Below are 21,870 nucleotides of genomic sequence, written 5' to 3' on the forward strand. Positions count from 1 at the left end.
CGGTAGGGGGCCCGGGTGGGGCGCCCCGGGGTTCGGGGGGGCCGCCCGGGGGGGGGGCGGCGGGGCCGGGCCCCACCGCCGTCTTGAGGTGCGGCCACAGGTCGGGGGACCGGGTGCGAGGGGCTACAGGTGGCGTCGACGGGGTTGGGGGGCGCGTCCGAGGTGGGCGCGGACCACACGGGGCGGAGCGTTTCCGACGGGGCGGGGATGATCCTGCTGGGTCTGTGCGCGGCCTGGGCGCTGATCTCGGCGGCGGCCCACGACGGGCGTCCGGAGGGGATGCTGCTGGCGGTGCTCGCCACGGTGGCGGGCTGCGCGGCGGGGCGGATCTCGGGGGCACTGCTGCCGGTGGCCGCGCCGTGCGCCGGGGCGGCGGCGCTGGTGCTGGCCGTGACGACACCCGGCCCGCTGCCCGGTCCCGCCTATCCGGCTCCGCCCGGACAGGCCGGTGCCGTCGCCGCGCTGCTGGCGCTGGCCTCCGGGGCGCTGTGCTGCGCCGCCTGGTCGACGCCGGTGCCCGGACCGCGGCTGCTGCTGTGGCTGTCGGCGGGCGCGGTGGTACCGGCCGGAGCGCTGCTGGGGTCGCCGGGCGGCTGCGCGGCCGGGGGCGTGGTGCTGCTGTGCTCGGCGGCCGCGAGTTCGATGCCGTACCGGGCCGCGGGGCTCGCCGGGCTGGCGGTCGCGGCCGGTGCGGCGGGCGGCGCGGTGTGGGGGCTGGCGTCGGGGGTGCTGCCGGGCGGGTTCGCCGAGGAGTTGACGGAGCGCGTCGGACCGTACCGGGTGGGGCTGTGGGGACGGGCGGTCCGGCTGGCACGTGAGGCACCGGTGTGGGGTGTCGGTCCCGGGCGCTTCGGCACGCCGGGTGATCCGGCGGGTCGGCCGCACTCGGCGCCGCTCCAGCTGCTGGCCGAGCAGGGTGTCGTGGGGGTGCTGCTGCTGGCCGGCGTGTTCGCCTGGGTGCTGCACGCCCTGTGGCGGGCCGCGCGTCCTACGCCGGTGGTGCTGACGGCCGGGGCGGCGCTCACGGCGCTGGCGGTGATCGCGTCGGTGGGCGACGCGCTGAGCTTCACCCCCGTGACGGCGGGCGCGGGCCTGCTGACCGGCTGGGCGACGGTGCGGCCGTGGGGCGAGGAGGAGCGGAGACCCCGCGCGGAGCCGTACCCCTAGTGCGCGTTGTCCGGGGTGATCGCGCGCAGTCGGGCCCGGATGACGCGGACCGCCGACTCGGCGTCGTCCACGGTGATGGTGAAGGTGTGGCCGTCCCACAGGCTCAGCACGATGCCCTCGCCCCGGCGGACGACGACGGCGGTGCCCTTCTCCGGGCGCCAGCGGTAGCCCCAGCCGCCCCAGTGACGGGGGGTGACGAGCGGGATGTAGTCGGCGCCGACGACCTGGGAGAGCGGGATGCGGCGGCGGGGCAGCCCGACGTGGCCGCAGCGGACCTCCAGGGTGTCCTGTTCGAGCTTGAGGTCGACGTGCACGAAGGCGAGGGTGCCGAACAGGACGAGCAGCCCCACCGCGATGCAGCCCACGACGGACATGACCAGGGCGATGATTCCGGAACTCCACGCCGACTGCACTGCCAGCTCGATGCCGAGCGCCAGGCAGGCGGCGCCGGCCAGCGCCAGCAGCCACTGCACGCGGTTGGTGGCGCGTCCGGTCCAGAAGTCGGGGTGCGGGGCGTCCTCGGCGTCGTGGTGCTCCCTCATGTCTATGAGGTTACCCAGGTTTCGCCATGGTGGTACGTGCTCACGGAGAGGTACGGCTACGGGCGGACTGCCCCGGCGCCGGCCGTGAGACCGTGCCCGGTGTCACATCCGGTCGGCGAGCGGGCCCGTCACGGGCAGCAGGCGCCCCTCGGCGTAGTGCAGCGCGGTCGGGGGCAGCGCGCCCTCGCGGCCGCTCAGCAGCACGGTGAGGACGCCCCTGGCGGGGGCGTCGGGTGCGGGGCGCTCGCCGATCCGGCGCAGCGCCTGGGCGGCGACGGCCCCGGCGGAGCCGCGCAGGGCGAGCGGGGCGGCACCGGGCCGCTGCACGGCGGCGCGGATACGTTCCGCCACCAGCTCGTAGTGGGTGCAGCCGAGGACTACGGCCGTCACGTCGGGCGGGGTGAGTTCAGCGGCGGCCGCCACGGCGGCGGCGACGGCCCGCTCGTCCGCGTGCTCGACGGCCTCGGCCAGGCCCCGGCAGGGCACCTCGGTGACCTGGACGCCGTGGGCGAAGTCCGCGATCAGGTCGCGCTGGTAGGGGCTGCCGGTGGTGGCGGGGGTCGCCCAGATCGCCACGTGTCCGCCGACGGCCGCGGCGGGCTTGATCGCGGGGACGGTGCCGATCACCGGGATGCCGGGTTCACAGCGGGCGCGCAGCGCGGGCAGGGCGTGCACGGTGGCGGTGTTGCAGCCCACGATGAGGACGTCCGGGCGGTGTGCGGCGGCCGCTTCGGCGACGGCGAGGGCACGCCGGGTGAGGTCTTCGGGGGTGCGCGGTCCCCAGGGCATGCCGTCCGGGTCCAGGGAGAGGACGAGATCCGCGTCGGGCCGGAGCCGGCGTACCGCCGCGGTGGCTGCGAGGAGGCCGATTCCGGAGTCCATGAGCGCGATCTTCACCCGGTCACGATAGTCGATGGCCGCTGGCCGGCCGTTGCGGTGGGGCAGACTGCGGCCGTGAGCGCCATCATGTGGACCGCCGCCGTGTCCCTCGCCGTCTGGTGCTGGCTGCTGCTGGGCCAGGGTTTCTTCTGGCGCACCGATGTACGGCTGCCCCCGCGCCGCGAGCCCGAGGTGTGGCCGCCGGTCTGTGTGGTGGTCCCGGCCCGTGACGAGGCGGCCGTGCTGCCGGCGAGCCTGCCCTCGCTGCTCGCCCAGGACTATCCGGGACGGGCGGAGGTCTTCCTGGTGGACGACGGCAGCCGCGACGGCACCGGGGACCTGGCCCGTGAGCTGTCCGCGCGGCGGGGCGGACTGCCGCTCACGGTGGACTCCCCCGGTGAGCCGCCCGAGGGCTGGACGGGCAAGCTGTGGGCGGTGCGGCACGGGATCGCCCTGGCACGCGCGCGTGACCCCGAGTACCTGCTGCTGACGGACGCGGACATCGCGCATGCCCCGGACAGCCTGCGTTCCCTGGTCGCGGCGGCCCGTACGGGTGATTTCGACCTGGTGTCCCAGATGGCCCGGCTGCGCGCCGAGAGCCCCTGGGAGCGGCTGGTGGTGCCGGCCTTCGTCTACTTCTTCGCCCAGCTGTACCCCTTCCGGTGGATCGGCCGCCGGGGCGCGCGTACGACGGCGGCGGCCGGGGGCTGTGTGCTGCTGCGGGCGGACATGGCCGGGCGGGCGCGGCTTCCGGATGCCGTACGGCACGCGGTCATCGACGACGTTGCCCTCGCGCGCGCGGTGCGGGCGAGCGGCGGCCACCTATGGCTGGGGCTGGCCGACCGGGTGGACAGCGTCCGCCCCTACCCGGGCCTCGGCGAGCTGTGGCGGATGGTCTCGCGCAGCGCGTACGCCCAGCTCCGGCACAGTCCGCCGCTGCTGCTCGGCACGGTGGCGGGGCTGGCGCTGGTGTATCTGGTGCCGCCCGTGGCGGTGGTGGCGGGGGCGGCCGTGGGGGACACGCCCACATGGGTGCTCGGCGCGGTGGGGTGGGCGGTGATGGCGGTGACGTATATGCCGATGCTGCGCTACCACCGGCAGCCGCCGTGGCTCGCTCCCCTGCTGCCGTTCACGGCGTTCCTCTATCTGCTGATGACTCTCGACTCGGCGGTCCGGCACTACCGGGGCCGGGGCGCGGCCTGGAAGGGCCGCACCTATACACGGCCCGGCGCCGTGCCGGACGAGGGCTGAGCGCGGCTCACCTGCGGCCGGGGCTCCAGTTCATGCCCCAGCCGAAGGCCCGGTCGACGGTGCGCTGCGGGCTCACTCCGCGCTCGGGGACCAGATGGCGGGACTCGCGCCGGACGACGAGGTCGCCGCCGGTACCGGTGATCAGCGCGAGCGCGCCCACCGTGGAGGGCACCGTGCACCCGTCCAGCGAGAAGCCGACCGGGCCGCCGGGCCGCCGGGCCGCGGCTGGAGGGTGACGGTGGCGTGCAGGTCGGCGAAGGAGCCGGCACCCTCGTAGACGGTGACGAACACCAGGACGCGGCGGAGGTGCTCCTTGTGGTCGAGGCTGATGGTGAGGTTCTCACCGCTCGCCACGGCACCGGTGCGGTCGTCGCCGTCGAGGTGGACATAGGGCGGCCGGTCCAGCGCCCCGAAGGCGTTGCCGAGGGCCTGTACGACGCCTTTGCGGCCGTCCGCGAGTTCGTACAGGGCGCACAGGCCGAGGTCGAGGTCTCCGGGTCCGGCGCCCCGGCGGCCCGCGCGGTGCTCGCGGGTCTGCCAGTCGAGGTTGACGCGCATGACGCCGGAGGTGCCGCCCTGCTCGGCCAGCGAGACGGAGGGGGCCGCTTTGGCGAGCCGTGGCGGGGGTGCGGCCGGGGCAGAGGGGGCGGAGGGCACGGCAGAGTGCCAGGGCACGTCGACGCCGATGCCGAAATCGGTCGCCAGACCCTCTGGTCCGCTGTCGTAGCCTTGGCCCACGGCGTGGAACTTCCAGGACCCCTGGCGGCGGTAGAACTGGCCGAGGACGAACGCGGTCTCCACGGTGGCGCCGGTGCTGTCGAACCGGGCGGCCGCGTCTCCCGTCACGGCGTCCGAGATCTGGACGGCGAGCCCGGGGACCTGGCCGAAGGCACCTCCGTCGGCGGCGGCGACGAGGACGATCCGCTCGATGCCGGCCTCCACGCGCGCGAGGTCGACGAACAGGGTGTCGGTGACGTAGACCCCGGCGCTCTCCTGGCCCTGGTGGCGGACCGCGCCGGTGGGGCCGACGCTCCGTCAACCGCCGGTAACCGGACAGGAAGTCGCCTTCTACACCATTCAAGCGCCAGATTGAGTCCATTTTTGCCAAGTTCGCTCGGATTAGCGGTCCCAGATCGCCGCCGACACGGAAAACAACCCTCTTATCGGTCTCCCCAACCAGCACATCGTGGGCTTAACTTATGTGCCATGACCTCCCCCCGCTCCACCTATGGCGGCGGCTACTACTCCGCCTCCTTCTCGGACACCCCGATCTACGACTCGCTCGTGGCCGAGCGGGGCACCCCGCAGATCGCCCCGATCAGGGTCCCGGCCGCGTACGACACAGGTTTCGGCATGCAGTCCCCCTCGGGCATGTCCGGCATGTCCGGCATGCCTTCGTCCGGCGGCAACCTCCCCGCGCTGCCCTCCGCTCTCCCCGCCCTGCCCGCGGCCCCCTCGCCGCAGCACACGGCGTACGGCTACCCGCAGGTGCCGCAGGCGGCCCCGATGCAGCCGACGCCCACCGCGTACATCCCGCAGCAGGCCGGCGCCCCGCGCGGCTACCCCGGCGCGCAGCCCCAGCAGCCGCGCCCGGCGGCACCCTCGGGGTACGAGGCGATGCGTCCGGCAGCGCCCAGGCCGCCGCAGCAGCCGTACCAGGAGCAGCCGTACAACAACCAGCAGTACCGCGGGTACTGATCCCGTTCCGCACCCCGTAGGCGCTGTCTGGCAAGGTGGCGGCATGGGGAACGCGGTACTTCGATCGATCCACGTCCACCCGGCCAAGGCATTCCGGGGCCTGTCCCTGCGCCGGGCCGAGGTGGAGCCCTGGGGGCTGGCCGGTGACCGGCGATGGGCGCTGATCGACGACGGGGGGAAGGTCGTCACCCAGCGCGAACAGCCTCGTCTCGCGTGCGCCGTCGCTGAGCCCGCGCTCGGCGGCGGCATCCGTCTGTCGGCGTCCGGTCATCCGCCGCTGACGGCGCCCGTACCCCGTCCGGGCGAGACCATGCCGGTCAATCTGTTCGGCCGCAAGGTGGAGGCGGTCCTCGCCTCCGACGCCGCCCACCGCTGGTGCTCCGCGTACCTGGGCATGCCCGTCCGCCTGGTCCATCTCGACGACCCGGCCACCCGGCGTCCCGTGGACCCCGACTACGCGCTGCCCGGCGAGACGGTGAGCCTCGCCGACGGCTACCCCCTGCTGGTCACCACGCTCTCCTCGCTCGACGCCCTCAACGCGGCGCTGGCGGAGGGCCGGCACGCCGAGGAGGGACCCCTGCCGATGAACCGCTTCCGGCCCAACGTGGTCATCGAGGGCACCGAGGCGTGGGACGAGGACGGCTGGACCCGGATCTCCATCGGCGCCGTCGGCTTCCGGGTCGCCCGGCCCAGTGGGCGCTGTGTCGTCACCACCGTCGACCAGGAGACCGCCGTACGCGGGCGTGAGCCCCTGTACACCCTGGCGCGGCTCCGCAGACGGGACGGACGGCTGCTCTTCGGCCAGAATCTGGTGCCCCTCACGACCGGCACGATCCAGGTCGGCGACCCGGTGCGCGTCCACCTCTGACGCCCCGCCACCAGCGGTCGGCTGTCCGGGCACGCGGACGGGGAACTCGACGGCCACCCGGGTCGTTGGGCGGAACATGAGAAATCCGTGAGAGAAACCGCTCGGACGCGATGTCCTGCTCCCGTGCCTCTTCACCGGGCCGGGGGATGAGCGGGGCGGGCGCGGGGCAGGACAGGGGGCGTCGGAGCGAAGGGGGGGTGGGGGCGTGCGCACCATCAGCGGGCTGTGGCGCTGGCGCGGCAATCCGCTGCGCCGCCCGACCGATGTCGCGGAGGCATGGGTGTGCCTCCTGGCGTTGCTGCTGACAGTCGTGGCCGTGCCCGTCGTCGGCATGGTGACCGGGTCCGCCGCGCAGGATTCGCTGCGCCGGTCGGTGCGCGAGCAGCGGCAGAGCCGCCATCTCGTCACGGCCACCGTGCTGCGCCCCCTCGCGCAGGCTCCACCGGAGGCCGATCCCGACCTGGGCGCGCCCCGCACCTCCCGCAGCCGGGTCCTGGCCAGGTGGACCGCGCCGGACGGCACCCCTCGGCGGGGCGCACTGCTGGCGGACGTGAGGTCCCCCCGAGCGGGTGAGCGCTTCACACTCTGGACGGACCCGGACGGGCGAACAACGACCCGGCCCCTGGACTCCGCCACCGCGCGGGCGCACGCGGTGCTGGCCGGTCTCGGCGCCGCCGCTCTGACGGCCGGCCTGGTGGAGAGCCTTCGGCGTCTGCTCGTCTGGCGCATGGTCCTTCGCAGGTACGCGAGTTGGGACCGCGCCTGGAGCCGGGCGGGCCCGGACTGGGGCAAGGCCGGCACGGGCTGCTGAGAGACTCTCGCGGCAGGCACCGGGGCCGGCTTCCGGCTCTGGTCGGTCCACCGCCCGCGCGCACGCTACGGTGGACCGGCCGACTCGCTTTCGGCATCGACCCGCGCGCGAGCGAGCCGAAGGCCGCGCCGGAGTCCGGATCACGCGTGTTCGCGGACGCCCGAGCGGGCGGCACGCGAATCGCCGTCCGGGCACCGGCCGTGGAGCCCCTGAGGCAGACAAGCACGAGCAACACGAGGTGGGGGCACGGCAACGCATGGCACAGGGCACGGTCCAGGTGACGCACACCGGCACATCGCGGTGGCGGCGCCGCACGGGTGAGTACGCGTCGCTCGCGGCCGCCCTGGAGGCCGCCTCCGACGGCGACGTCCTCACCATCGCCCCCGGCACCTACCGGGAGAACCTCGTCGTGCGCCGGGAGGTGACACTGCGCGGCCCCGACAACGCGCCGGGCTCGGTGCGGATCGCGCCCGTGGACGGCGTGCCGCTGACCTTGCGCGCCTCCGCAGTGGTGCAGGGCCTGCATGTGGAGGGTCAGGACGGCGCCGCCCCGGCGCTGCTGGTCGAGGAGGGCACGCCCGAGCTGCTGGACGTGCGGATCGTGACCCGGTCCGCCTCCGGCATCGAGGTGCGCGGCGGGGCCCGCCCGACCGTGCGCCGCTGCACGGTGGACAACCCGGCCGGCATCGGCGTGCTCGTCCTCGACGGCGGCGCCGGCGTGTTCGAGGAGTGCGAGGTCGTCTCGGCCGGACAGGCGGGCGTGGCGGTGCGCGGTGGCGGGCACCCCCGGCTGGAGCGCTGCCGGGTGCACCACGCCTCGGGCACGGGCCTGAGCGCGACCGGGGAGAACTCCGCGCTGGAGGCGTTCGGTTGCGAGGTGTACGAGGTGCGGGGCGCCGGGGTGCAGATCACCCAGGGGGCCACCGCCCAGCTCACCGACTGCGAGGTGCACCGTACTTCGGCGGACGGCGTCACGCTCGACACCGACGCGGTGCTGACGCTGGCCGACTGCCGCATCCACGACATCCCGGAGAACGCGGTCGACCTGCGCTCCCGTTCGGTGCTGACGCTGACCCGTACGACGGTGTGCCGCTTCGGGCGCAATGGTCTCTCGGTGTGGGACCCCGGCACCCGGGTGGACGCCAACCAGTGCGAGATCTTCGACAGTACCGGCGACTATCCGGCGGTGTGGGTGAGCGACGGCGCCACGGCGGTGCTGGACTCCTGCCGGGTGCACGATGTGCCGGACGCGCTGTTCGTGCTGGACCGGGGCTCCCGCGCGGACGTGGTGGACAGCGATCTCTCCCAGGTGCGCAACACGGCGGTGTCGGTGAGTGACGGGGCGACCGCGCAGCTCGACGACTGCCGTATCCGGGACGCGGCCACCGGCGCCTGGTTCCGGGACCACGGCAGTGGCGGCACGCTGAGCAACTGCACGGTGGGCGGCACCCAGACGGGCGTGATCGTCACCAAGGGCGCCGATCCGACGATCGAGCGCTGCGCGGTGGAGAGCCCGGCCGAGGCGGGGTTCTACGTCTCCGCGGGCGGCCGGGGCAGCTTCGTCGGCTGCCAGGTCACCGGCAGCGGCGGCTACGGCTTCCATGTGCTCGACGGCTGCCGTACGACGCTGCGCAAGTGCCGTACGGAGCGGTGTGCGCGCGGTGGTTACGAGTTCGCCGAGGGCGGCCCGGACGCGGGTTCGGGCGCCGGGCCGGTGGTGGAGGAGTGCACCAGCGACGAGAGCGGTGGGCTGCCGCGGCCCCCCGTGTCGTCGCGGGACACGGCGGTGCAGACGGTGCCGGCGGCAACGGGCGGGCTGCTCGGCGCGATCCCGGGACAGCGTGCCGTCGGCCAGGAGCCGGCCGCAGCGCCGCCGGTGCCGCAGCGGGAGGCCCGTACGTCGGAAGCGGTGATGGGTGAACTCGACGCGCTGGTGGGTCTGGAGAGCGTCAAGCGCGAGGTGCGGGCGCTGACCGACATGATCGAGGTGGGCAGACGCCGGCAGAAGGCGGGGCTCAAGGCCGCCTCGGTGAAGCGGCATCTGGTCTTCACCGGCTCCCCCGGCACCGGCAAGACGACGGTGGCCAGGCTGTACGGGGAGATCCTGGCCGCGCTCGGGGTGCTGGAGATAGGGCATCTGGTGGAGGTGTCCCGGGTCGATCTGGTGGGCGAGCACATCGGTTCCACCGCGATCCGCACCCAGGAGGCGTTCGAACGGGCGCGTGGCGGCGTGCTGTTCATCGACGAGGCGTACGCGCTGTCGCCGGAGGACGCCGGGCGTGACTTCGGCAAGGAGGCCATCGACACGCTGGTGAAGCTGATGGAGGACCACCGGGACGCGGTGGTGGTGATCGTGGCGGGCTACACCGCCGAGATGGAGCGCTTCCTGTCGGTCAACCCCGGTGTGGCGTCCCGTTTCTCGCGGACGATCACCTTCGGGGACTACGGCCCCGAGGAGCTGCTGCGGATCGTGGATCAGCAGTCCGACGAGCACGAGTACCGACTCGCCCCGGGCACCGGGGAGGCGCTGCTGAAGTACTTCACGGTGCTCCCGAAGGGCCCGGCGTTCGGCAACGGCCGTACCGCGCGGCAGACGTTCGAGGCGATGGTGGAGCGGCACGCGAGCCGGGTGGCGCAGTTCGCCGACCCGAGCACCGACGATCTGACCCTGCTGTACCCGGAGGATCTGCCGGAGCTGCCGTGAGGTTCATCCCTGGCCGGGTTCCGGGCGGGGCGCGGGGAGGTCCGGGTGGAGGCGGGCCAGCAGCCGGTCGCGTTCGCGGGTGAAGACGGGGTCCTCCTGGTAGTCGGAGTGGCCGAGGATCGGTGCGGGCAGCGGGTGTTCGGGGGTGCGGCCGTAGGCGCGCGGGTCCGGCAGCGGCGCGTGGTCGACCTCGGGGCCGTGCCCGGCGGGCAGCCGGACGGGGCCGCCGATGGGGTCGGTGCGGCGGTGGAGGTTGCGCCAGCAGCCGATGTCGCGGTGCAGGGCGGCGAGGGCGGCCGGGCCGAAGTGGGCGGGGAACCAGCGCCCGTACAGCCGCTCCAGGGGTGAGCCGTAGGTGAGCAGGGCGACGCGTTCGCGGACGGCGGGTGTGAGCTGCCAGGCCGCTGCGGCGACCAGGACGCTGCCCTGCGAGTGGCCGGAGAGGACGAGCCGGCCGCCGGTGCGTTCGGTCCAGGTCGCGGTGCGCCAGGTGAGGTCGGGCACGGCGCGCTCGGCGTAGCAGGGGGGCGCGAAGGGGTGGGCGGCGCGCGGCCAGAAGGTGCCCACGTCCCAGAGGATGCCTATGGTCCGGCGGGCCGAGGCGTCCTTGTAGGCGCGGCGGCCCCACGTGACGAAGAGCAGGAAGCCGACGCCGATCAGCCAGGAGCCGAGGTGCTGGCAGATCTCGGCGGCGATCCGGACGGTGTCGCCGGCGTCCCGGGCGGCATGGGCGGGGGCGCGGCCGGTGGCGACGGCGCCGACGAACGCCCCGGCACCCAGTGACAGCGTGGTGGCGGAGCCCACGGCGACGAGCAGAGGCACGTGGTCGGTGAGGGTGGCCGTGGCGCGGACGTGGGCGATGCGCCGGGTGCGGGTGGGGTCCTCGGGCTCACCGGGGTGCTCGGCGCGCACCTTTCGGCGTTCGGCGCGGGCGAGGCGGGCGGTGCGCCGGGCCAGTACGGCGATGAGGACGAGGAGTACGGCGAGTACGGGCGGGATCGCGGACGCCTGCCAGACGAGGGTGACGGGGGGCCCGGGGAGCGAGGCGCGGGTGCCGTCCAGCCAGTCGGCGACGCGCTGGGCGACCCCGCCGGAGGCGACCGCGCCGAGCGCGCAGGCGATGAGGGCGACGGCCGGGCCGCCGAGGCCGCGCATCGCGGCGCGGGGGTCGGGCAGCCGCCGGTACAGGCCGTGGGCGACGACGGCGAGCGCCACGACCAGGATGCCCTGGGCCAGCATGATGGCGCCGAACAAGGGGTCGCCGGGCAGCCGTCCGGCGGACCGCCAGCCCGGCCGGGACCGGCCCGCGTAGGCGACGGCGAGGAGCAGCAGGGTGAGGGCGCCGAGCGGGAGGGCGCGCAGCAGGCGGCGGTCGAGGCTCTGGTCCGGCCGGTGTTCGCTGCGGCCCCGGCGGCAGACCACCGCCACGACCGCACAGGCCCAGACGAGGAGGGCGACGCCGAGCAGGACGCCGAGGACGGGGAGGAGCGGGGGCCCGCCGGAGCGGTGGTCGAAGCGTGCGGTGGGCAGGGTGACGGCGGCGGCGACGGTGAGCAGGCCGGCCGCGGTGTGCGCGGCGCGGAGCCGGGCGCCGAGGCGGCGTCCGTACCAGAATCCGGGGCGGGCCAGCGCGCTTTCGTCGGGCCCCGGTTCGGCCGTGGAGGTCAGGGGCTGGTGGGACTCGTAGGCGCTCCAGGTGCGGTGGGAGAGGTACCAGAGCAGCGCGGTGAGCAGGGTGGGTGCCAGGGCGGCGAGGGCCAGCCGGCGGCCGGGCTCGCTCCACCAGCCGCCGTCGGAGAGGGCGGGCGAGAGGAAGGCGAGCCAGGTGTGGCGTCCGGCGCAGGCGGGGGCGCCGGCGCACTGCCAGGCCACCAGGTCGAGGGCGACCTCGCAGGCGGCCGCGACCAGGAGCACCGTCAGGGTGAGCGCGGCCAGCCGGACGAGGAGGCCGTAGAGACGGGCCGGGGGGCCGGGGCGCTCGGCGGCGGGGCGCATCCAGTGGGCGAGGTTGACCACCATGAAGGGGAGCAGCAACAGCCACAGGGCGCGGGTGCCGTTGCCGGAGGTGAGGTTGCACCAGACGTACGCCTCGCGCACCGGGCCCCGGCCGGGAGGTTCGTCCAGTGCGGGGCCGGCGCCCCCGGCGGCCTCGGGGACGTCCTCGGCGCGGCGGAAGACGGCGGCCGTCTCGTCGCCGGTGACGCGGACCGTGCGGGGGGCGCCGAGCATCTTCTCCGGTGTGGTGCCGCCGACACCGTGCACCAGCAGTTCCAGGCCGCGTTCGGCCGCCGGGGCCGTGACGTTCCTGAGGTTCGTGAGGTCCGGCCTGGGATCGGTGCCGCGTTCCCGCGCGTGTTCCACTTGTCGTCCGCACTTCCGTTGTCACCTGAGGGGTCTCAAGTCCGTGCGGGCTTCAGGTTCTCCGTTTCCGGTGTGGCGTACACCTGGTAGCGGGGCTTGTCATGGAATCTCCCCGATCCGGGTGACACCGGCCGCCATGGTGCCCGCACACCTGTGCGCGCACCCTATGTGTGCGTGGTGACAGCCAGTGGCGCAACCCCTGGCCGCCCGTGACAAGATGAGAGGCCAGGGCATGTGGCGGGCCTGCGGAACGGCAGGTGACTCCGGGTGTGCCGGGCGGCTCGGACAGGTGTGGCGAAAGGACCGGAGCGTACGTGAGCGAGAATCAGAACCTCCTCGCGGAGCAGCGGCGCGCCCTCATCGTGGACGAGGTCCGGCGCCGGGGTGGTGTCCGGGTCAATGAACTGACCCGTCAGCTGGGCGTGTCGGACATGACAGTGCGCCGTGATCTGGACGCGCTGGCCCGGCAGGGTGTGCTGGAGAAGGTGCACGGCGGCGCGGTGCCGGTGGTCGAGGCGAGCACGCACGAGCCGGGCTTCGAGGCCAAGTCGGGCCTGGAGCCGACCGCCAAGGAAGACATCGCGCGGGCCGCCGCACGGCTGGTGGCGCCGGGTTCGGCGATCGCGCTGTCCGGCGGTACGACCACCTACACGCTGGCCCGGCAACTGCTGGAGGTGCCCGACCTCACCGTGGTGACGAACTCGGTGCGGGTCGCGGACGTGTTCCACACGGCGCAGCGCACCTCGGGCCGGCGTCCGGGAGCGGCCACGGTGGTGCTGACCGGCGGGGTGCGTACGCCGTCCGACTCGCTGGTGGGTCCGGTCGCGGACCGGGCCATCTCCGCGCTCCACTTCGATCTGCTGTTCCTCGGGGTGCACGGGATATCGGCGGAGGCAGGGCTGTCCACGCCGAACCTCGCCGAGGCGGAGACCAATCGGCGGCTGGTGCGCTCGGCGCGCCGGGTCGTGGTGGTCGCCGACCACACCAAGTGGGGCACGGTGGGCCTCAGTTCGTTCGCCGCGCTGGACGAGGTGGACACGCTCGTCATGGACGGGGGGCTGCCCGCCGAGGCGCGTGCGGAGATCTCCGAGCGGCTGCGGCGCCTGGTGGTGGCGGGCGAGCCGGAGGACTACGGGGAGCCCGAGGCCCCCGAGGAGGACTGACGGCGCCCTCGGAAGCGCCGCTGCCCGGAAAGGGCCTCAGTCCGGCCACACGCCCGTGGCGAGCAGTGACTCGATCGCCGCCGCGTACGGCCCGATGTCGAGGTTCTGCTCCTCCAGCCAAGTGTCCGAGTAGTACTTGTCGAGGTAGCGGTCGCCCGGGTCGCAGAGCAGGGTGACCACGCTGCCGGTCCGGCCCTCGGCCACCATCTCGGAGACGATCTTCAGCGCGCTCCACAGGCCGGTACCGGTCGAGCCGCCCGCCTTGCGGCCTAGCGCCCGCTCCAGCGCGCGTACGGCGGCCACACTGGCGGCGTCCGGGACCTTCATCATGCGGTCGATCGCGCCCGGTATGAAGCTGGGTTCCATGCGCGGCCGTCCGATCCCCTCGATCCGGGAGCCGCAGTCGCAGCCGACATCGGGGTCGCCGGTGGTCCAGCCCTCGAAGAAGCAGGAGTTCTCGGGGTCGGCCACACAGACACGGGTGTCGTGCTGGAGGTAGTGGACGTAGCGCGCGAGGGTGGCCGAGGTGCCGCCGGTGCCGGCCGTGGCGACGATCCAGGTGGGCACCGGGAACCGCTCCAGCGCGAGTTGGCGGAAGATGGACTCGGCGATGTTGTTGTTGCCACGCCAGTCGGTGGCGCGCTCGGCGTAGGTGAACTGGTCCATGAAGTGGCCGCCGCTCTCCGCCGCGAGCCGCGCGGACCGCGCGTACATGGTGCGGGGGTCGTCCACGAAGTGGCAGCGGCCGCCGTGGAACTCGATCAGGCGGCACTTCTCGGGGCTCGTGGTCCGCGGCATGACGGCGATGAACGGCACGCCGATCAGGGACGCGAAGTACGCCTCGGAGACGGCGGTCGAGCCGCTGGACGCCTCGATCACCGGGCGGTCCGGACGAATCCAGCCGTTGCACAGCCCGTAGAGGAAGAGGGAGCGGGCGAGGCGGTGCTTGAGACTGCCGGTCGGGTGGGTCGACTCGTCCTTGAGGTAGAGGTCGACGCCCCATTCCTCGGGCAGCGGGAAGCGCAGCAGGTGCGTGTCCGCCGAGCGGTTGGCGTCGGCCTGGACCTTGCGTACGGCCTCCTTCAGCCACTCCCGGTACGCCGCGTCACTGCGGTCGACATCCAGGGTGGCGCCGGTCCGGGCCGGTGGGGTGGTGCTCACGGCGGGGCTCCTCGCGCTGGGCGCCGACGACGCCCGGCGCGGTCGGCAGCCCGATCATAGGCGTCCGCCACACCGCTTCCCACCTGCATCAACGCATCTTTGAGCCACCCAAAGGCAGCCTGGGGCACACCCGTAGGAGGGGCGCGGGGGCGCATCGGCGTGAGTGCTCCAGCGCCACGTGCGCCCCTTCCGCGCGCACTGGTGCTCCGGTCCACGCCGGGGCAGACTGCACCGCGTGGACCGGCCGCCGTGCGGGGGCCGGGTGCGCGAGGGGGCGGTGCGGGATGGCGGAGCCGGAGTTCACGGCGAGAGGCGTGCGCGTCGGCAGGGGAATGCGCTCGCTCACGCGGGCCGGCCGGGTCCGGATCAGCGACGGCAGGCCGGAGCCGCTCACCAGCGAGGGCAGCGAGGGCAGCGAGATCGACAGCGCGCCGGTGGGGACCGTACGGGCCTCCGGGCCGTGGTTCGCCCCGGACGACCGGGCGCAAGCCGAACTGAACGGCCGGCGCTACCGGCTGAGGCTCACCGCACCTGACTCCGCTCGGGGCGAGCCGGGCCCGCCCGCCGCGCGCAGGTTCACCGAGGCGGTGCGCCGCGCCGCCGGCCGGGGTGGCTGACCTGCGGGCCACCGTGGCGAGTTGCGGGAGGGCGGGCACTGCGGCACGCTGATCTCACGTCACTCTGGGTGTACCGGAGGTAACACTGCGGACCGGCCCGTCGGCCTCGACGGCAGGCGGCCACAGGACCGCCGGCAGCCTCCCGGATTTCCGTTGTTCTCCGTGTTCCTCCGGTTCGTCCGGACCTCACATCGGGGAGTCGCAGCCGTGATCAGTTACCCGAACAGGCACTGCACGGTGGAGCTCCAAGCCCTGCCGTCGCGGATCGGCCAGGTCCGCAGAATCGTATCTGCGCAACTGCGCTACTGGCGTCTGGACCCGTTGATAGACCGGGCCGCGCTCGGTGTGACCGAGCTGCTGAGCAACGTCCACCGACATGCCCGGCCCGACAAGTCGTGCACCGTGGAGCTGGAGTTCCGGTCCGACCGGCTCACCGTCTCGGTCCGCGACCGCGATCCACGCCTTCCCGTGGTGGCCGACGCCGCCGAGGCTCCGGACGGTACCGCCGAGGCGCCGGACGCCGGTCCGCTCGCCACCTGCGGGCGGGGCCTGGTGATGGTGGCCGCCGTCAGCGAGAGCTGGGGGTGCCGGCCGGAGGGAGAGGACGGCAAGGTCGTGTGGTTCGCGCTGTCCGCGACCGCCTCCCCCGCCCTGCCGCCACCGGCGCCGAAGCCGCCCCGCGCGACGGAACGACGCCCCGCGCCCCCGCCGCTCACCGTCCAGCCGCCGGCCCGCGCTCCCGAACCGGTCGTGGTCCACGCCCCGGCCCCCGAGCCCGCCGTGGTCCACGTTCCCACCCTCGAGCCCGCCGTGGCGCACACCTCCCCGGTGTCCGCCACGCCCGAGCCGGTCCTGGTCCGTGGCCCGGCCCGCACCCCAGAGCCCGCCGTGGCCCATGCCTCGGCCGGGGCACCGGCACCGGCACCCGCCCTGGCGCACGCGGCACCCGAACCGGCCGCGCCGGCCGGCCCCGAACCCGCCGTGGCGCACACCTCGTCGGTGTCCGCCGCACCCGAACCCGCCGTGACGGCAGCGGCTCCGGCTCCCTCGGCCGTCCCGGGCTGACCGGGCTGACCGGGCTGACCGGCATACCCGGTACGGCTTCGGTGCCGCACCGGGTGACGCCGCGCTACGACGGGAGGACCCGCGCCGCCGCCAGCTCCAGATAGGACACCAACGGACCCGGCAGCGCCCGGAGTTCGGCCGTGGAGCCGACCAGCTCCACCCGGTCGAACTCGGACACCTCCCCCGATGCGGTTTCGGCACACGCCAACTCCGCGTATCGCACGCGCAGTTCGAGTGCGGGGCGCGGAGGTGCGGTGAAGAGGAATCCCAGGCTGCCCCGGCTGCCGCGGACGACGGGTCCGGGTACCAGGGCGTCGGCCGGAGTGTCGGAGCCGGTCTCCTCGGCCAGTTCGCGTGCCGCGTGGCGCCGGAGCACGCCGAGGTCCAACACGGCGCCGACGGCAGGGGGTTCGAGGGTTCCGCCCGGTAGCTGCCACCGGCCGGGGGCCGAGGTGGTGGGCGACATCCGGCCCACCAGCAGACGCCCGTCGGCGCAGCGTTGGAGTACCGCCACGAACAGCCCCGACACAGCGGGCGCGTCCGGGAGGCCGCGCAGGGCACGGAAGCGGTACGTCAGGCGTGTCCAGGACACCAGCAGGCCGCCCGCGTCGTCGCGTTCGAGGGCGGTGAGCGCGGCCACCGGGCCGTCGAACAGGGCGGGGTTGGCGCGCACGGCGGCTGCCCAGCGGTGGTCCAGCGTCGTGCGCTGGGCGGCGGTGAGGGCGGGCGGGGCCGTCTCCTCGAACCGCAGGCGGGAGACGTCCCACAGCTCCGGTGTCACCGCAAGGCCGCGAGCGGGTCGTCGAGGACGGGCTGCCAGGCGAGTTCGGCGGCGCCGACCAGGCTGTCGTGGTCCAGCGTGCACGGCAGGATGGGAACGCCGCCGCTCCGCCCCCACAGACTGCGCTCGGCGACGACCGCGCGCAGCCGCTCCGGGTCGGCGGCGAGCAGACCCCGGTGCAGTCCGCCCAGGATGATCCGGTCGGGGTTGAGGATGTTGACCAGCCCGGCGAGCCCCAGGCCGAGCCGGTCGATCAGGGTCTCGGCGGCGGCGCGTACGGCGGGCTCGGCGTAGCGGGTGCGCAGCAGGTCGTCGGCCTGGGCGAGGAGGGACACCTCGGGGCCGGGGTCGAGGCCGGCCTCCATGAGGAGGGCGAGCGGGTCGGCCTCGACGTCGAGACAGCCCCGGCTGCCGCAGTGGCAGACGCGGCCCTCGGGGTTGACGGTGAGGTGGCCGACCTCCAGGGCGAGGCCCGAACTCCCGGTGTGCAGGCGGCCGTCGAGGACGAGCGCGCCGCCGACACCCCGGTGGCCGGTGGCCACGCACAGCAGGTGCCGGGCGCCCCGGCCCGCGCCGTGCCGGTGTTCGGCGAGGGCGGCGAGGTTGACGTCGTTGCCCGCGAAGGCGGGCCCGGTGATGCCGGCCGCGTGCACGAGGTCGGCGAAGATGCGGCGGACCGGTTCCCCGGCGGGCCAGGCCAGGTGGAGGGGGTTGAGAGCGAGCCCCTCGGGTTCGGCCACGGCGGAGGGCACGGCGAGCCCGGCGCCCACGCAGCGCCGGCCGGTGGCGCGCAGCAGTTCGGCGCCCGCCTCGATCACCGCGCCGAGCACCTTGGCCGGGTCGGCGTCAACGGTCTCGCAGCCGGGCGCGGTCGCCACGATCCGTCCGCCGAGGCCGACCAGGGCGGCCCGGAAACCGTCCGTGTGGATCTGGGCGGCGAGCGCGACGGGGCCGTCCTCGGCGACCTCCAGGCGGTGCGAGGGGCGGCCCTGGGAGCCGACGGGGGCGCTGGGGCGGGCGTCGACCCGGATCAGGCCGAGCGCCTCCAGTTCGGCGGCGACGGCACCGGCGGTGGCACGGGTGACGCCGAGTTCGGCGGTGAGTACGGCACGGGTCGGCGCGCGCCCGGTGTGCACCAGCTCCAGCGCAGGGCCGAGGGCACCGCGGCCCCGGTCCAGCCGCGCCCGTGAGATGGGTCCTGTCCCCGCCTTCCGGGGCTCCGCCGTGCCGCTCATGGGGGCGAGTCTCGCATGATCCGCCCGAGTCGGGGCCCGTACGGTGGCCGATTTGACATGCTCAGCGAGTGGGGGCCGTCAGGCCGCTCACGCGCAGGGTGATGTTGAGCCGTCCGGTCAGGCCCAGTCCGGGTGGGGCGGTGCCGGGCAGCACGCGTGGGACGCCGTGGAAGGCGAGGCGTGAGGGACCGCCGAAGACGAAGAGGTCGCCGCTGCGCAGCTCCACGTCCGTGTAGGGGCGGGTGCGCGTCTCGGTGTTGCCGAAGCGGAACACGCAGCTGTCACCCAGGCTGAGGGAGACCACCGGTGCGTCGGAGCGTTCGTCGCCGTCGCGGTGCATGCCCATGCGGGCGTCGCCGTCGTAGAAGTTGATCAGGGCGATGTCGTAGGGATCGCCGGGGACCGCCTCCGGGCCGAGGGCGTCCGCGACGGCGTTCCGGGCCAGCTCGTCCAGCCAGGCCGGGAAGGGTTTCACGGGCGCGTCGTCGCCGTCGACGACGGTACGGGCATAGGCGTACGGGTACCAGTGCCAGCCCAGGCAGACCTGGCGGGCGGTCATGGTGCCGCCGCCAGGCGTGTGGACGGTGCGCAGGCCGGCCGGGGGGCGTGCCCAGTCGCGGCATGCGGTGAGCAGCGCGTGCTGCCGGCCGGCGTCGAGCCACCGCGGGACGTGCACGGCGCCCGGCGCGGCTTCGGCCCGCTCCCGCGGGAAGAGTTCCACGTCCATGCGCCCCATTTTCCCTCAAGGGACGAGACATCCCCAGAGGATGGCCGACCGGTCCTGAGCTGGGGCTCGGCTAGCCTGGGGGGCGATGAACGACCGCATGACGACTCCGTGGGGCGAGACCGAGCTGTCCCGCTTCCCCGACGATCCCCGCGACCGCCTGCGCGCCTGGGACGCCTCCGACGCTTATCTGCTGCGGCATCTGGCCGAGGAAGGGGTGGAGCTGTCGGGCGAGGTGGTGGTGCTCGGCGACCGCTGGGGCGCACTGGCGACGGCGCTCGCCGCACACCGGACGACGCAGATCACCGACTCCTTCCTGAGCCAGGAGGCCACGCGGGCGAACCTGGCGCGGGCCGGGGTCGGGCCCGGCGCGGTGCGGCTGCTGACCACGCAGGACCCGGTGCCCGAGCGGGTGGACGTGCTGCTGGTGCGCGTGCCCAAGAGCCTGGCGCTGCTGGAGGACCAGTTGCTGCGGCTGGCGCCCGCCGTGCACGCGGAGACGGTGGTGATCGGCACCGGCATGGTGAAGGAGATCCACACCTCCACGCTGAAACTGTTCGAGCGGATTCTGGGGCCGACCCGCACCTCGCCGGCGCGGCAGAAGGCCCGGCTGATCTTCTGCACCCCGGACCCGGCGCTCGGCACACCGGACAACCCCTGGCCGTACGGCTACACCCTGCCGGACGGGGTCGGCGCGGCGTCCGGGCGGCCGGTGGTCAATCACGCGGGCGTCTTCTGCGCCGACCGGCTGGACATCGGCACCCGGTTCTTCCTGGGGCACCTGCCGAGGACGCACGGGCGCCGGGTGGTGGACCTCGGCTGCGGCAACGGCGTGGTGGGGACGGCGGTGGCGCTGGCCGACCCGGAGGCCGAGGTGCTGTTCGTGGACGAGTCGTTCCAGGCGGTCGCCTCGGCGGAGGCCACGTACAAGGCGAACGGGGTGCCGGGGCACGCGGAGTTCCGGGTCGGGGACGGGCTGGCCGGGGTGGCGTCCGGCAGTGTGGACCTGGTGCTGAACAACCCGCCCTTCCACTCCCACCAGGCCACGAGTGACGCGACGTCCTGGCGGATGTTCACCGGTGCCGAGCGGGCGCTGCGGCCGGGCGGTGAGCTGTGGGTGATCGGGAACCGGCACCTGGGGTACCACGTGAGGCTGAAGCGGCTGTTCGGCAACTGTGAACTGGTCGCGAGCGACCCGAAGTTCGTGGTGCTGAAGGCGGTCAGGAAGGGCTGACGCCGTCGCCGTACAGGACGCGGAGATCCGGGCCACCTCGCGGGCGGTCCCCTCGTTTACCTCGCCGATCCCGCGCCCTACCGCCGTGGTCCAGCTCGTCGTCGGGCACGCCCGAGGAGCCGTGCGGCACCAGGGGTACGGCCAGTTCGGCGGAGAGTGTCCTGAGCAGGGCGTGGTCCAGGGCGGCGGTGCGGATGGTCGTGGCGCGGCTGCGACGCGCTCGACAGCGCTGGGGTGGACACGCTCGTGACGGACGCCGAGGTGACCCCGGAGACGGTGAGCCGGTTCGAGGATGCGGGCGTGCGGGTTCTCGGCGTCTGAGCCCGCGAGGTCAGGCGGCGGGCAGGCCCACGCTCGCGCCGAGCCGGGCGGCGGCGTGCCGGAAGAAGCGTTCGCGGTCCTCCACGACCCGGGTGAACTGTCCGAACACCTCGAAGCCGATCAGCCCGAACAGCTCGGCCCAGGCGGCGACCATGGCGGACGCGGCCTCGGGCGGCAGTCCGGGGGCGATGTCGGCCGCCATGCGCTCGGCCTCGGGGCGCAGCTCGTCGGGGAGCGACACCCCGGTGAGGCCGGGCCCGTCGTGGGCGTCACGGACGACGCCGATCAGGACCATGGTCACCCGCGCGGCGGACGGAACGGTGGTGGCGGGGGCGGCGTAGCCGGGTACGGGCGAGCCGTAGATCAGCGCGTACTCGTGCGGGCGGGCCAGCGCCCAGCCGCGCACCGCCTCGCAGACCGTCGTCCAGCGGCGTGTCAACTCCCCCTCGGGGACGTCGGCTTGGGCTGTCTCAGCTGCTTCGCCGAGGGAGTCGTAGGCGTCGATGATGAGCGCGGTCAATAGGTCGTCGCGGCTCGGGAAGTACCGGTAGAGCGCCGAGGACACCATGCCTAGTTCGCGGGCCACGGCGCGCAGCGAGAGCTTCGCCGCACCCTCGGCGGCGAGCTGTCTGCGGGCCTCGTCCTTGATGGCCGCGGTGACCTCGGTCCTGGCTCGCGCGCGGGCGCCCTCTGCTGCGTTCATGGGGGTCAGTGTGCCATGCGGCGGAGCAGTGCACACAAATCAGAGCACTGCTCTTGCACGAGAGCACTGATCTCGGCACACTGGAGCCAGAAGCGAGAGCACCGCTCTCCCGAACCCCTGGGGGTCGTCATGTCGTCGTCCACGCCGTATTACCTGAAGGCCGGCTCGCTGGGCACGTGGTTCAACGGGCTCGTCGGCAAGCTCGCCCGGCTCGGCGTCAGCCTGGCGGGCAGCGCGGAGCTGTCGGTGCGCGGCCGCAAGAGCGGCGAGCCGCAGCGCATCCCGGTCAACCCGCACACGTACGAGGGCGGGCAGTACCTCGTGTCGGCGCGCGGGCACTCCCAGTGGGTGCGGAACATGCGGGCGGCGGGCGGCGGGGAGCTGCGGGTCGGCCGGAAGGTGCGGCCGTTCAGCGCGGTGGAGCTGCCCGACGGGGAGAAGCTCCCGATCCTGCGGACCTACCTGGAGCGGTGGGGCTGGCAGGTCGACAAGTTCTTCGCCGGGGTGACCGCGAGCTCCTCCGACGCGGAGATCCTCGCGGCCGCCTCCGACCACCCGGTGTTCCGGATCACCGTCACGGACTGA

18 protein-coding genes and 2 pseudogenes are annotated in these 21,870 nt (G+C 74.3%); 11 read left to right on the top strand and 9 right to left on the bottom strand.

Annotated elements, in window-relative coordinates; genetic code table 11:
* Positions 1-207: 207 nt before the first annotated feature.
* Positions 208-1,167 carry an O-antigen ligase family protein gene (locus ACFWN1_RS13185; protein ID WP_384360660.1) on the top strand — a complete coding sequence of 320 codons (960 nt, stop codon included), beginning with the start codon at positions 208-210 and terminating at the stop codon, positions 1,165-1,167.
* On the opposite strand, the gene ACFWN1_RS13190 is transcribed toward ACFWN1_RS13185, so the two are convergent.
* Complete coding sequence (locus ACFWN1_RS13190; protein ID WP_384360662.1) at positions 1,164-1,709, bottom strand: hypothetical protein; 546 nt, start codon at positions 1,707-1,709, stop codon at positions 1,164-1,166. The two genes, ACFWN1_RS13185 and ACFWN1_RS13190, sit on opposite strands and share 4 nt — an antisense overlap.
* A 102-nt stretch (positions 1,710-1,811) precedes the next feature.
* Complete coding sequence (locus tag ACFWN1_RS13195; RefSeq protein WP_384360664.1) at positions 1,812-2,606, bottom strand: glutamate racemase; 795 nt, start codon at positions 2,604-2,606, stop codon at positions 1,812-1,814.
* 69 nt (positions 2,607-2,675) lie between these two features.
* Between ACFWN1_RS13195 and ACFWN1_RS13200 the strand changes: the two genes are divergently transcribed.
* On the top strand, positions 2,676-3,839 hold the full coding sequence (locus ACFWN1_RS13200; protein ID WP_384360712.1) for a glycosyltransferase: 1,164 nt from the start codon (positions 2,676-2,678) through the stop codon (positions 3,837-3,839).
* Positions 3,840-3,846: 7 nt separating this feature from the next.
* On the opposite strand, the pseudogene ACFWN1_RS13205 reads toward ACFWN1_RS13200, so the two are convergent.
* Positions 3,847-4,859, bottom strand: a pseudogene (locus ACFWN1_RS13205) (TerD family protein); the annotation flags it as partial.
* A gap of 186 nt (positions 4,860-5,045) precedes the next feature.
* Here ACFWN1_RS13205 and ACFWN1_RS13210 point away from each other — a divergent pair.
* The 4 genes from ACFWN1_RS13210 (at position 5,046) to ACFWN1_RS13225 (ending at position 9,920) form a co-directional block, all read left to right on the top strand.
* Positions 5,046-5,537: a DUF6643 family protein gene (locus ACFWN1_RS13210; RefSeq protein WP_384360666.1), complete on the top strand. Its 492-nt coding sequence runs from the start codon at positions 5,046-5,048 to the stop codon at positions 5,535-5,537.
* Between the two features lie 43 nt (positions 5,538-5,580).
* Positions 5,581-6,405, top strand: a complete 825-nt coding sequence (locus tag ACFWN1_RS13215) for an MOSC domain-containing protein (protein WP_384360668.1) — start codon at positions 5,581-5,583, stop codon at positions 6,403-6,405.
* Between the two features lie 205 nt (positions 6,406-6,610).
* Positions 6,611-7,216 (top strand): hypothetical protein, encoded by a 606-nt coding sequence (locus ACFWN1_RS13220; protein WP_384360670.1) that lies wholly within the window; start codon positions 6,611-6,613, stop codon positions 7,214-7,216.
* 256 nt (positions 7,217-7,472) lie between these two features.
* Entirely contained in the window at positions 7,473-9,920 is a 2,448-nt protein-coding gene (locus tag ACFWN1_RS13225; protein ID WP_384360672.1) for a right-handed parallel beta-helix repeat-containing protein, read from the top strand.
* Between the two features lie 3 nt (positions 9,921-9,923).
* Here ACFWN1_RS13225 and ACFWN1_RS13230 read toward each other — a convergent pair whose 3' ends face one another.
* Positions 9,924-12,281 (bottom strand): hypothetical protein, encoded by a 2,358-nt coding sequence (locus tag ACFWN1_RS13230; protein ID WP_384360674.1) that lies wholly within the window; start codon positions 12,279-12,281, stop codon positions 9,924-9,926.
* A gap of 314 nt (positions 12,282-12,595) precedes the next feature.
* Here ACFWN1_RS13230 and ACFWN1_RS13235 point away from each other — a divergent pair, with 314 nt between their 5' ends.
* Positions 12,596-13,444, top strand: coding sequence for a DeoR/GlpR family DNA-binding transcription regulator (locus ACFWN1_RS13235; RefSeq protein WP_384360676.1), 849 nt, complete (start codon positions 12,596-12,598; stop codon positions 13,442-13,444).
* A 36-nt stretch (positions 13,445-13,480) separates the two neighbouring features.
* Here the strand turns inward: ACFWN1_RS13235 and ACFWN1_RS13240 are convergent, their stop codons facing one another.
* Positions 13,481-14,605, bottom strand: a complete 1,125-nt coding sequence (locus ACFWN1_RS13240) for a PLP-dependent cysteine synthase family protein (RefSeq protein WP_384360678.1) — start codon at positions 14,603-14,605, stop codon at positions 13,481-13,483.
* A gap of 284 nt (positions 14,606-14,889) precedes the next feature.
* Here ACFWN1_RS13240 and ACFWN1_RS13245 point away from each other — a divergent pair, with 284 nt between their 5' ends.
* Positions 14,890-15,222: a hypothetical protein gene (locus ACFWN1_RS13245; protein ID WP_384360680.1), complete on the top strand. Its 333-nt coding sequence runs from the start codon at positions 14,890-14,892 to the stop codon at positions 15,220-15,222.
* Positions 15,223-15,429: 207 nt separating this feature from the next.
* Positions 15,430-15,990 (top strand): annotated as a pseudogene (locus ACFWN1_RS13250) (ATP-binding protein); the annotation flags it as partial.
* 361 nt (positions 15,991-16,351) lie between these two features.
* Here the strand turns inward: ACFWN1_RS13250 and ACFWN1_RS13255 are convergent.
* The 3 genes from ACFWN1_RS13255 to ACFWN1_RS13265 all read right to left on the bottom strand — a co-directional run bounded on the left by ACFWN1_RS13255 (position 16,352) and on the right by ACFWN1_RS13265 (position 19,030).
* Entirely contained in the window at positions 16,352-17,068 is a 717-nt protein-coding gene (locus tag ACFWN1_RS13255; RefSeq protein ID WP_384360682.1) for an NUDIX domain-containing protein, read from the bottom strand.
* The gene (locus tag ACFWN1_RS13260) at positions 17,065-18,303 is read right to left on the bottom strand and encodes an ROK family protein (RefSeq protein ID WP_384360684.1); all 1,239 of its coding nucleotides are present in this window, start codon (positions 18,301-18,303) and stop codon (positions 17,065-17,067) included. The genes ACFWN1_RS13255 and ACFWN1_RS13260 overlap by 4 nt, the downstream gene beginning before the upstream one ends.
* Before the next feature lie 61 nt (positions 18,304-18,364).
* Positions 18,365-19,030, bottom strand: a complete 666-nt coding sequence (locus ACFWN1_RS13265) for an alpha-ketoglutarate-dependent dioxygenase AlkB family protein (RefSeq protein WP_384360686.1) — start codon at positions 19,028-19,030, stop codon at positions 18,365-18,367.
* Between the two features lie 97 nt (positions 19,031-19,127).
* On the opposite strand from ACFWN1_RS13265, the gene ACFWN1_RS13270 reads away from it, so the two are divergent.
* Complete coding sequence (locus ACFWN1_RS13270) at positions 19,128-20,261, top strand: methyltransferase (RefSeq protein WP_384360714.1); 1,134 nt, start codon at positions 19,128-19,130, stop codon at positions 20,259-20,261.
* A 331-nt stretch (positions 20,262-20,592) separates the two neighbouring features.
* On the opposite strand, the gene ACFWN1_RS13275 is transcribed toward ACFWN1_RS13270, so the two are convergent.
* Positions 20,593-21,285 (bottom strand): TetR/AcrR family transcriptional regulator, encoded by a 693-nt coding sequence (locus tag ACFWN1_RS13275; RefSeq protein WP_384360688.1) that lies wholly within the window; start codon positions 21,283-21,285, stop codon positions 20,593-20,595.
* 129 nt (positions 21,286-21,414) lie between these two features.
* On the opposite strand from ACFWN1_RS13275, the gene ACFWN1_RS13280 reads away from it, so the two are divergent.
* Positions 21,415-21,870 (top strand): nitroreductase family deazaflavin-dependent oxidoreductase, encoded by a 456-nt coding sequence (locus ACFWN1_RS13280; RefSeq protein ID WP_384360690.1) that lies wholly within the window; start codon positions 21,415-21,417, stop codon positions 21,868-21,870.

It is taken from the genome of Streptomyces sp. NPDC058459 (assembly GCF_042721685.1).
Classification (GTDB): Bacteria; Actinomycetota; Actinomycetes; order Streptomycetales; family Streptomycetaceae; genus Streptomyces.